General features: G+C 67.4%; 7 protein-coding genes and 1 pseudogene. 4 read left to right on the top strand and 4 right to left on the bottom strand.

Translation table 11 applies throughout. The features are described from left to right. Positions 1-115: 115 nt before the first annotated feature. Positions 116-787 carry a lipoyl(octanoyl) transferase LipB gene (gene lipB, locus ACWEQQ_RS41045; RefSeq protein WP_452341213.1) on the bottom strand — a complete coding sequence of 224 codons (672 nt, stop codon included), beginning with the start codon at positions 785-787 and terminating at the stop codon, positions 116-118. Between the two features lie 186 nt (positions 788-973). Here lipB and pheS point away from each other — a divergent pair, with 186 nt between their 5' ends. The 3 genes and pseudogenes from pheS to ACWEQQ_RS41030 all read left to right on the top strand — a co-directional run bounded on the left by pheS (position 974) and on the right by ACWEQQ_RS41030 (position 6,526). After that, positions 974-2,032, top strand: a complete 1,059-nt coding sequence (pheS, locus tag ACWEQQ_RS41040) for a phenylalanine--tRNA ligase subunit alpha (RefSeq protein WP_452341214.1) — start codon at positions 974-976, stop codon at positions 2,030-2,032. Positions 2,033-2,064: 32 nt separating this feature from the next. Continuing rightward, entirely contained in the window at positions 2,065-4,566 is a 2,502-nt protein-coding gene (pheT, locus tag ACWEQQ_RS41035; protein ID WP_452352002.1) for a phenylalanine--tRNA ligase subunit beta, read from the top strand. A 767-nt stretch (positions 4,567-5,333) separates the two neighbouring features. Further along, positions 5,334-6,526 (top strand): annotated as a pseudogene (locus tag ACWEQQ_RS41030) (IS110 family transposase). A 173-nt stretch (positions 6,527-6,699) separates the two neighbouring features. Here ACWEQQ_RS41030 and ACWEQQ_RS41025 read toward each other — a convergent pair. Next, entirely contained in the window at positions 6,700-8,151 is a 1,452-nt protein-coding gene (locus ACWEQQ_RS41025; protein WP_452352001.1) for a DUF222 domain-containing protein, read from the bottom strand. Positions 8,152-8,441: 290 nt separating this feature from the next. Continuing rightward, positions 8,442-9,032: a hypothetical protein gene (locus ACWEQQ_RS41020; RefSeq protein WP_452352000.1), complete on the bottom strand. Its 591-nt coding sequence runs from the start codon at positions 9,030-9,032 to the stop codon at positions 8,442-8,444. Positions 9,033-9,122: 90 nt separating this feature from the next. Here ACWEQQ_RS41020 and ACWEQQ_RS41015 point away from each other — a divergent pair, with 90 nt between their 5' ends. Beyond that, positions 9,123-9,908 carry an alpha/beta hydrolase gene (locus ACWEQQ_RS41015; RefSeq protein WP_452351999.1) on the top strand — a complete coding sequence of 262 codons (786 nt, stop codon included), beginning with the start codon at positions 9,123-9,125 and terminating at the stop codon, positions 9,906-9,908. Here the strand turns inward: ACWEQQ_RS41015 and rho are convergent. Continuing rightward, on the bottom strand, positions 9,895-11,067 hold the full coding sequence (rho, locus tag ACWEQQ_RS41010) for a transcription termination factor Rho (RefSeq protein ID WP_452351998.1): 1,173 nt from the start codon (positions 11,065-11,067) through the stop codon (positions 9,895-9,897). The genes ACWEQQ_RS41015 and rho overlap by 14 nt on opposite strands. Between the last annotated feature and the right edge of the window lie 214 nt (positions 11,068-11,281).

The following is an 11,281-nucleotide window of genomic DNA, read 5'->3' as shown; positions in this document are numbered from 1 at the left end:
GCCCCCCCGCCACCCGGGCCCCCCGGAACCCCCCGCCACCCCCCGGGTCCCCCCCCTTCCGGACCGGTCCGGAAGGGGCGCAACGCGTTCAGGTGTATTCGGGAGGTGGCGCCGGCTACGGGGCCGGGCTCGGAGCAGTGGCGGCCTCGAAGGCGGTGGTGATGGCGGCGACCACCTGGTCCATTGTCGGCGGCTCTTGCCCGGGGAGTTCCCGCTCGACGGAGGTCATGTCGACATCGGGCATGCCGCAGGCGACCGCGAGCTTCCAGGGGGTGAGGTCGCCGGTGACATTGAGAGCGAAGCCGTGCGTGGAGACATTGCGGCCGACGCGCATACCGATGGACGTGATCTTGCGGCCGGTGTCGCGGGTCCAGACGCCGGTGAGGAGCTCGGACCCGGCCGGGGTGTCGCGGCGCTCGGCCGGGATGCCCAGTTCGGCCAGAGCCGTCACGATCCGGAGTTCGACATCGCGAATCAGATCAACGACGCCCTCGCCGGGCTGTAGCTTGACGATGAGGTAGCCGACCAGCTGACCAGGCGCGTGATACGTGAGCTGGCCGCCGCGGTTGGTGGTGAAGACCGGGATGTCGGTCTCGGGAGCGGGCAGATGCGCCTCCGGGGTGCGGCGTCCGATCGTGAAAGTCTGCTCGTGGCTGAGCAGCCAGAGCGTGTCGGGCCGCTGGTCGGCGACACGCTCCTCCCACATCTGCTGCATGCGGTCCATCGCCACCGAGTACTCGATGAGGCGGTCGGTGTCGTCGATGAGAGTCAGGGGCCGGGACTTCACGAGTTCATTCGTACCACCGCCGGTCCGGCCACCGCGCCGAGAGGGTGGTCCCGAGCTGGGGAAATCCAGGTGAGGTGGCCTGATTACAAGGTTTACGATGCGACCAGCAAGAATGGGTACGCAGTAACCACTGCTGACAAGACTTTCCGCCCGACCCGTAACCAGCCTGGGGAGTGACGAACCATCGTGGCCGATGACAACAGTGCCGAGCAGACCGCTGCGTTGAGCGAGGAGTCGCTCTCCGCCGCCGCGGAAGCTGCTGAGAAGGCGTTCGCCTCGGCCTCGACGCTGGACGAGCTGGCTGCCGCCAAGACCGAGTACATGGGTGGCAAGTCGCCGATCTCGCTGGCGCAGCGGTCGCTGGGCGCGCTGCCCAAGGAGGAGAAGGCCGACGCCGGCAAGCGCGTCAATGTCGCGCGCGGCCGGGTGTCGCAGGCGTACGAGACCCGCCAGGCCGAGCTGCTCGCCGAGCGCGACGCGGCGGTCCTGGTCGCCGAGACCATCGACGTCACCCTGCCCGCCCGTCGGCACGCCGAGGGCGCGCGGCATCCGATCTCGGTGCTGTCCGAGCGGGTCGCGGATGTGTTCGTGGCCATGGGCTGGGAGGTCGCCGAGGGTCCCGAGGTCGAGACCGAGCACTTCAACTTCGACGCCCTCAACTTCCTGCCGGACCACCCGGCCCGCACCATGCAGGACACCTTCCACATCGCGCCGGAGGGTTCGCGGCAGGTGCTGCGCACGCACACCTCGCCGGTTCAGGTGCGCTCCATGCTGTCTCGCGAGCTGCCGATCTATGTGGTCTGCCCGGGGCGGACCTTCCGCACCGACGAGCTGGACGCCACCCACACCCCGGTGTTCTCGCAGATCGAGGGTCTGGCCATCGACAAGGGCCTGACCATGGCGCACCTCAAGGGCACCCTGGACTCCTTCGCGCGGGCGCTGTTCGGTCCGAACACCACCACGCGCATGCGGCCCAGCTTCTTCCCCTTCACCGAGCCGTCCGCCGAGGTGGACGTGTGGTTCGAGGACAAGAAGGGCGGCCCCGGCTGGGTCGAGTGGGGCGGCTGCGGCATGGTGAACCCGAAGGTGCTCATCGCCAGCGGCATCGATCCCGAGGTGTACAGCGGTTTCGCGTTCGGCATGGGTCTGGAACGGACCCTGCAGTTCCGCAATGGCCTGCCGGACATGCGTGACATCGTCGAGGGCGATGTGCGCTTCACGCTGCCGTTCGGCATCCAGTCCTGACCTGACCCCGATACGAGGAAGCGAAACGTCAAGTGCGAGTAGCGCAGTCCTGGCTGACGGAAATCCTGCAGCGGACCACCCCCGGGTGGTCGGTGACGCCGGAGGAGCTCGACGCGGGGTTCGTCCGGGTCGGGCTGGAGGTCGAAGAGGTCGACCGGTTGCACCAGGTGCAGGGTGACATCGAGCACCCGCTGGTGGTCGGACGGGTCGCCGAGATCACCGAGCTGACCGAGTTCAAGAAGCCGATCCGCTTCTGCAAGGTGGACGTCGGCAATCCCGAGCTGCAGGAGATCGTCTGCGGCGCACGGAATTTCGCCGTCGGCGACCTGGTGATCGTGGTGCTGCCCGGTGGCGTGCTGCCCGGTGGCTTCCAGATCGCGTCGCGGAAGACCTACGGCCACACCAGCAATGGCATGATCTGCTCGGTCGCCGAACTGGGGATCGGGAAGGATCACAGCGGCATCCTGGTGCTCGAGCCCGGCACCGCCGAGCCCGGCGCGGACGCCAATGAGCTGCTGGGGCTGGACGATACGGTCATCGAGCTGGCCATTACCCCCGACCGCGGCTACGCCTTCTCGGCGCGCGGCCTGGCGCGTGAACTGGCCTGCGGCTTCGACCTGGAATACGGCGATCCGGCCGTGCGGCTGCTGCCGGACGACGAGGCCGATGCCTGGTCGGTGAAGCTCGAGCCCGAGTCGCTGTGCACGCGCTTCGCGGTGCGCCGGGTGACCGGCATCGACCCGAAGGCCGTGAGCCCGTGGTGGCTGCAGCGTCGCCTGCTGCTCTCGGGCGTGCGGCCCATCTCCCCGGCCGTCGACGTCACCAACTATGTGATGCTCGAGCTCGGCCAGCCGCTGCATGCCTTCGACGCCACGAAGGTGCAGGGCGGTTTCGTGGTGCGCCGCGCGCACAAGGGCGAAATATTGCGCACCCTCGACGAGGCCGAGCGCACCCTCGACTCCGAGGACGTGGTGATCGCCGATGACAGCGGCGTCATCTCGCTCGCGGGCATCATGGGCGGCGCGAGCACCGAGGTGTCCGGCACCTCCACCGACATCCTGCTCGAGGCCGCCACCTGGAACCCGGTGGCCGTGGCCCGCACCGCGCGCCGCCACAAGCTCGGCTCCGAGGCCAGCCGCCGGTTCGAGCGGATCGTGGACCCCGAGGTCAATGTGGCCGCCCTGGATCGCGCCGCTACGCTGCTGGCCGAGATCGCCGGTGGCACAATCGAATCCGTGCTGACCGACGTGCGCGTACCCACGCCGGCCCGGCAGCCGATCGTCATGGACATCGACCTGGCCGACCGCACCGCGGGCGTGCACTATGCGCCCGGCGCGGCCACCCGCCGCCTGCAGCAGGTGGGCTGCGCCATCGAGGTCGGCGTCAGCGAGTCCGGGCACGGGCAGCTGGTCGTCACCCCGCCGAGCTGGCGGCCCGACCTCACCCAGCCCGCCGACCTGGTGGAGGAGGTGCTGCGCCTGGAGGGACTGGACAAGATCCCGTCGGTGCTGCCCACCGCCCCCGCCGGCCGCGGCCTCACCGCCCAGCAGCGCCGCCGCCGTGCGGTGAGCAAGGCGCTGGCATTCGAGGGCTGCGTCGAGGTGCCCGCGCCGGTCTTCATGCCCGGCGGTGTCTTCGACACCTGGGGTCTGGACGCCGATGACTCGCGCCGCAAGACGTTGCGGGTGCTCAACCCGCTCGATGTCGAGCGCGCCGAGCTGTCCTCCACGCTGCTGCCCGGCCTGCTGGAGATCGCCGCCCGCAATATCTCTCGCGGAGAGCGCGATCTTGCCATTTACGGCATCGGCCAGGTCACGCTGCCGAACGAGCAGACCGTGCCGGTGGGCCCGCTGCCCGTCGACCGCCGTCCCACCGAGGACGAGATCGGCGTGCTGCTGCGGTCGCTGCCGGAGCAGCCGATCCACATCGGTGCCGTGCTCACCGGCCGCCGCGAGCCGCGGGGCCCGTGGGGTGCGGGTCGTGCGGTCGAGGCGGGCGACGCCTTCGCCCTGGTGGACGCGATCGCCGATGCTTCGGGCCTGGTGATCGAACGGCGTGCCACGCAATACCTTCCGTGGCACCCGGGCCGGTGCGCCGAGCTCGTCGTCGACGGGGTCGTTGTCGGCCATGCCGGTGAACTGCACCCCGCGGTCTTGGAGCGCTCGGGCCTGCCCCCGCGCACCTGCGCCGTGGAACTCGACCTCGACGCACTGCCGCTGCGCGAAATCCGGCCCACCCCCGTGGTTTCCGCGTTCCCCGCGGTGCTGCAGGACGTGTCGATCAGCGTCGACAAGGCCGTTTCCGCCGCCGCCGTGGAGGACGCCCTCCGCAGCGGCGCGGGCGAACTGCTCGAGAACATCTCGCTCTTCGATGTCTACGAGGGCGCCCAGGCCGGTGAGGGCCGCAAGTCCCTGACCTACGCCCTGCGCTTCCGCGCCATCGACCGCACCCTGACCGAGGACGAGGCCAGCGCCGCCCGCGACGCAGCCGTCGCCGCCGCGTCCTCCGCGGTGGGAGCGGTCATCCGCGCCTGACCCGAACCGGCAAACACAACGGAGGCTCCGAACCTGGGGCCTCCGTTGTCATTTCCGCCGCCGGATTTTCCAGGCTGTTCAGCACTCATCGGTCGCAGCACGAAGGTATGCGCCTCGGCCCCGAACGAAAACTGAAAAGACAAAGACAAAGACGCCTGGAGAGGGGCGGGGGCCGGGCTTACGTCCGCGTCTACGCCTTCCAGCCCCCTCACCTTTGAGCCGTATGTGGGGTTACCGCATGAAGTATTCCGTTCGATCACGGGGGTTGGGGTCGCCACATGACGTTGTCGGCGTCGTACTGGCGGTTGAGATCGGAGAAGCAGTGGCAGGAATGTCGGTGCGAGCGTTCGGGGATCGGCGAGAACCGATGAGCCCGCGGGGGCGGGGGTCACTGGTGGTCACGGTCGCGGTGATGATGGCGGTCGCATTGGTGGTCAGGGTGGTGATGATCGTGCCGATCGCGGCAGCGGGTATATCGTTGTGGGCGTTGGGGTTCGGGATCATTGGTGAGGTAGCGGGGGTTCTGTAAAAGGTGATGCGTGCCCTACCTTTCTTCCTGGGTCGGTCGGGCCTGTAATGTCGCGGCGGCTCAGGGGAATCGGGTGTGGCTTTGATGCGTGTGCCGCTGGTGGCTCGGACTGCTTGGCCGCTCGGTTCCCCGTGACGACCCTGGCCGCATATTGGGATGTGCGAGCGAATCGCTGTGTAGGGCAACGTCGGCGCGGTCGTCTGCGGCGTCAAGTTCCAACGAGCTGATGGAGGTGGGCATGGCCCGGGTCTGGGCTGGTGTGGACATCGGGAAGGCGGAGCACCACTGTGTGGTCATCGCCTCCGACGGCAAACGGCTTGTGTCTCGTCGGATCGCCAACGATGAACCGGAACTGGTGAGACTCATCGACGAGGTGGTGGCGCTGGCGGAGGAAGTTGTGTGGGCGGTGGACGTGCCCGATGGTGGTGCCGCGCTGCTGATCGGGCTGCTAGTGGCGCGGGATCAGCCGTTGCTGTATATCCCCGGGCGGACCCTCAACCGCGCAGCCGGCGCCTATCGCGGCGAAGGTAAGACCGATGCCCGCGATGCCGCGATCATCGCCGACCAGGCCCGGATGCGCCGTGATTTGCATCCGCTGCGCCCCGGCGACGAAGTCACCATCGAGCTGAAGCTGTTGACCACCCACCGCGCCGATCTCGTCGCTGACCGAACCCGCGCGATCAACCGGCTGCGGGGCCTGCTCAGCGGCATATTTCCCGCGCTGGACCGGGCGTTGGGCAACCTCACCCTGATCGGTCCGTTGACGCTGCTGACCGGCTACCAGACCCCCGCCGCGCTGCGCCGCATCGGCGTGGCGCGGCTCGAAACCTGGTTGCGGACAAGGAAAGTCAGAAGTCCCGGTAAGATCGCCGCGGCGGCGCTCGAAGCCGCCCAGCGCCAGCACACCCGCCTGCCCGGTGAGGAGTTGACCGCGTCGATGGTCGCGGCGCTGGCCGCAGAGGTGATGGCCCTCAACGAGCGAATCAAGGACACCGACAAGCTCATCGAGGGCGGATTTCACCGCCACGAACTCGCCGAGGTGATCGTCAGTCTGCCCGCATCGGAACGGTGCTCGGCGCCGGATTTCTCGCGGCCACCGGCGGCGATATGGCCTTCTTCGGCACCCCCGACCGGCTGGCCGGGTTCGCCGGACTCGCACCGGCGCCACGGGATTCCGGGCGAATACGCGGGAACCTGCACCGGCCCAAGCGATATCACCGCGGCCTCAACCGTGTCTTCTATCAATCGGCGATGATCTCGCTCACCTGTAGCCCCGAATCGAAGAAGTTCTACACCCGCAAACGCGCCGAAGGCAAGAAACACACTCAAGCCGTCCTCGCCCTGGCCCGCCGCCGCGTGAACGTGCTCTGGGCACTGATCCGCGAGCACCGGACCTACCAGCCAGCGCCACCCGCCGCAGCAGCCGCCTGAACCACCCATCGAACGTCAACTTCCAGGCTTGACAACTTCATTGGGAAGCAGTCCCTGGGTCGGGATCGGCGGGAGAGCTCCCAACCCGGCGTCAGCTCGAGTCCGGTAGGGCAGGCGAGGTGACCACACCTCCCCGTCCCTGCGCACACCAGCAGCACACGAGCAGCCGGGAATCACGCCGCCCGTGAACCCCACCTCGAGCAACTGGAATCGATGGCAGCGGCGACCCACTCACCGACGTGATGTCTGTCGTTCACGCGAGGAATGCCGGTGGGGTCAAGACGTTTCGGGGCAATCCACCCGGTGCGACCCCGATACGGGGAATCCTTGCCCATGACAACGGTTTTCCAACCCTCGGCACTGTCGTTGACCAGCGCGTGGCAGTGATCGCAGGCCAAGGTCAGGTTGGTCAGGTCGGTGGGGCCGCCTTTGGCCCAGTCGGTGATGTGGTGCACCGCACACATACTCGCGGGTGCCTCGCATCCCGGCCGGGTGCAGCCCTTGTCGCGGGCGATCAACGCCAAACGCTGAGCCGGGCCGGCCAGTCGCTGGCAGCGACCCAGGTACAGCGGCAGCCCGTCCGCGTCGAGGACCACCAGCACCGGGCGGGTACCCTCGGCCAGCTTCAACGCCTCATTGATGGAGACGTGGCCACCGGAGGCGGTGGTCGCAACCCCGGCCCCACGCTCCAGATCGTTGAGCGACATAGTGACGATGGCCTGCACCGGCAGACCCCGGTGGGAGCCCAGCTTGGCAGGGTCGACACCGGGCTGCAGCAACGCGAACAACGCGTCGTGGGTGCGCTGACCGGCATCACGACGGTCCCGACGCGCCGCGGCCTCGAGCACCGTCGAATCGACGACCTTGACCGTGGCGGCAACACTGTCGGCATCGTCGATGTTGCACATGCCCGGACGGGCGAGCTTGGCGAAGACGGCGTCGAGCAGGGCACGCAGTTCGGGGGTGATCCAGCCCTCGATCCACGACATGCCGTCCACTCCGGGACGGCCGAGGATCAGGCCGCGGCGGCGACGGCGGTCGGTGTCGGAGATGACCTTGCCGTCGGGGTCGATGCGGGCGAGGATGTCGCGGCCGATCTTGGGCAGGTCATCGGGCCAGCCGATGCGGGAGTGATCGACCAAGAGGTGTTCGGCTTCCGCGCGCGTCTCGGCGGGGATGTCGGTGGGCAGGTGGTTCATCACGTCGATGATGTTGCGGACATGATCACGCGAGATATCCCCTGCCTCGAAGGCTTCGGCGGTCTCGGCCAACGCGGCCGGACGCAGATGACCGGTGGGCTCGAAGAACTCGCCGCACTGGCGGGTGATCTTCACCCGCACCGACGCGTCGTATTTCGACAATCCCAGTGTCTGCCGCAGGAACGGAACCACAGCCTTCGCCCCACTACCTTCGGGCAGCGAGCGGTTGCAGGCCTCGATGATCAGGCGTGAATCCAGCGCCGACAGTTGACGTTTGCAGGTCTCCAACCGCTGCATCAACTCCACGACCTCGCCATCGGCGAGCGGAGTGAGGTTGCCGTTGAGGACGGAATTCGACAGGGTTTCGACGGCGGTCGCCAGTTCTGCGATGCCGCACTTGTCGAGTGTTTCCCCCTTCGAATCCATGGGCTAATTCTACCGCTTATATGATCGCGGTAGAAGGCGAATTCTATTGTGATGCAATGTGTTTCAGAATTTCATATGTTTCAGGCGAATCGGCTCGAGTGAGGCGAACTGATCTGTGTGGCGGGAGTGCGAAGAAGGAATTGTCGAGTGTGGCTCGGTCGGCGGCGGGTATGTGGAGGGTCGGGTGGCTGTGGATGATCAGGCGGTTGTGGAGTGCTGACAGGTCGAGGTCCCAGTTGAAGTGTTTGAGGTGGGTGTATCGGGCGGTTGAGCGGTTCAGGTCGAGTTCTTCAGGCGATGCCGAGTTCGGTGCAGGCGGATTTCACGTCGCCCGAGCAGACGTCGGAGGCCTTGACGAAGCCCGAGTCCACCACCTGCTTGACCTCTGCCCTGGTGATCAACTGCGGGCTTGCCGGCGGGACCAGCGGTTCAGGCGGCACAGTTGCTCGATAACCTCTTGCTCCCGGCCTTTTGCTCGGGGCCAGGCCGGAGTGTTGGACCTGGTGGCAGCCGGGGCAGGGGGCAATCAGGCGTTGCAGGCATTCGATGGGGCGGTCGGCGCGGAACTCGAAGGTCCACTTCTCGTGGCAGTAGGGGCGTCCGATGCGGCCGTTGCGGATCGCCTGGTCGCCGCAGATCTCGCAGCGATCTCCGGCGGCTGTGCAGACCGGAATACGCAGGGCATCCCAGACCTTCCGGTCCACGAGGCCGCGGACATTGGAACCGTGCGTGCCGGGCGGCAGCAGGTCGGACCGGATGGCCACGCCGTCGGGGGATTCCGGACCGGCGAGGGTGCCTGTCTGCATCAAGTCATACTCGTCGAATGTCGTGTGCCGCAACATATCTCGAGTCACTAACAGAACCGTCCGGTTCGAATTCATCGTTCGAATCGAAGGTGACGAATTGGTCGAATCGGGAATTGGAGGTGAGGTCTCTCGCCGGGCGGGGAGGCGGGGAGGTAAGAAAGAACCATGTGGCATCCGGCGACCCCCATCCTCAATGCGCTCAGCTATCAGCCGGGCGACCGGCGGATTCTGGAGACTCCGGAAACATATCGCCTCGACTATGAGGAGATGTCGCTGCGCACGGCCGATGGCGAGACCGTCGAGGCCTGGTTCGTGCCGGCGGTGGGGGAGCCGCTGGGGCACATTCTGTTCGCGCACGGGAACGGCGGGAACATAGGGGATCGGTCGCCGATGCTGGGCATGCTCGCGGCGGTCGGGTTCGATGTGATGATTTTCGATTACCGCGGGTATGGGCGCAGTACCGGCCGGACGGACGAGCGTGGGACCTATCTGGACGTGCGGGCGGCGCGGGAGGCATTGCTCGCGCAGCCCGGTGTGGATGCCAACCGGTTGGTGTATCTGGGAAAGTCGCTCGGCGGCGGCGTGATGCTCGAGCTGGCGAATGCCTTACCGCCCGCCGCGCTACTGCTCATGTCGACCTTCACCGGCATGCGGGACGCGGCGGTCGCGGTATATCCGTTCCTGCCGAAGCTGTTCGTGCCCAACGCCTATCCCAGCCTGCCGCGAATTCGCAGACTGACCTGCCCGGTCATGATCATGCACGGCGACATGGACGAACTCCTGCCCGTACAGATGGGCCACGACCTGTACGCCGCCGCGCCCGAGCCCAAACAGCTGGTGATCTATCCCGGCGGCATGCACAACGACCTCATCGGATTCCCGGGCTGGGCGGAGACGGTGGCGACCTGGGCGGCCGGGGTGCTGCCGCCCAAGCGCCTCACTTCCGGATGATATTGGCGAGGAATTCGGCATTGCTGCCGGTCTTGCGCAGTCCGTCGAGGAGCAGGTCGAGGGCGCGCTGATCGTCCAGTTCGGCCAGGGTGCGGCGGAGCCTGTCCACAGCGAGCCGCTCGTCGGGGGCGAACAGCAGTTCGTCGCGGCGGGTGCTGGACCTGGCGATGTCCACGGCCGGGAAGACGTGGCGGCTCGCCAGTCCGCGGTCGAGTTTGAGCTCGGCATTGCCGGTGCTCTTGTACTCCTCGAAGATGACGGTGTCGGCGAGCGAACCGGTTTCGACGAGTGCGGTGGCGATCATGGTCAGCGATCCGCCGTGTTCGATATTGCGGGCCGCGCCCAGGAACCGCTTCGGCGGCGTCAATGCCATGGAATCCACACCGCCGGAAAGGATTCGGCCCGAGGCGGATCCGGTCATGTTGTAGGCGCGGGCGAGTCGGGTCAGAGAGTCGAGCAGGACGACGACGTCGCGGCCCTGTTCGGCCAGCCGCTGGGCGCGTTCGATGGCCAGTTCGGCCAGCGCGGTCTGTTCGGCGGGGGAATGATCGAAGGTCGCGGCGATCACCTCGGCGGGCACCCCGCGCGAGAGGTCGGTGACCTCCTCGGGGCGCTCGCCGACCAGCACCAGCATCAGGTGCGCCTCCGGGTGGTTGGCGGCGATGCCGTGTGCGATCGCCTGCAGCACAGAGGTTTTGCCCGCCTTGGGTGGTGCCACGATCAAGGCGCGCTGGCCCTTGCCGATCGGCATCATGAGATCGGTGACGCGGGTGGTGAGCTGGTGCGGCCCGGTTTCGAGTCGCAGCCGCTCATTGGGGTGGATGGGGGTCAGGTCCTGGAAGTGCGGTCGCGGGGAGATCTCGGCGACCGGGAGGTCGTTCACGGTGTCGACCCGTACCAGGGGAGCGAGCTTGCCGTTCTTGGTGTTCGGCTGCGCCAGGCCGGTGAGGGCATCGCCGCGGCGCAGGCCGTGGCTCCGGATCAATCGGGTGGGCACGTGGATGTCGTGGGGGCCCGGCAGGTAACCGCTGCGGCGCAACACACCGCTCTGGCCATGGATATCCAGGATTCCCGCTGCGGGCGTGAGGGTTTCGATGTGTTCGAGGGCCGGGGTCGCGTCGGTGTGGGCGACCTGCGGCGTGGGATCGATGGTGGTCATGAGAGTTCTCCTTGTAAGGATCAGGTGACTTGTGCACCGGGAGTGAGTGATTGGTGTGGCCGGATGCGGCCGAAGGCGGTAGGAAACCGCCGGTGAATCCGAGTGGTTCGCCAGTGGCGGTGCAGCACCGGGCGGGAGCTACAGCGCCACCGGGTAACCGGCTCGGGGAGGGAAGAAATCGCGTGGGAGGGACTCGGTGTCGACCTGCATCCAC

Source organism: Nocardia sp. NPDC004123 (genome assembly GCF_053603795.1).
This window is presented reverse-complemented; position numbering and strand designations above follow the sequence as displayed.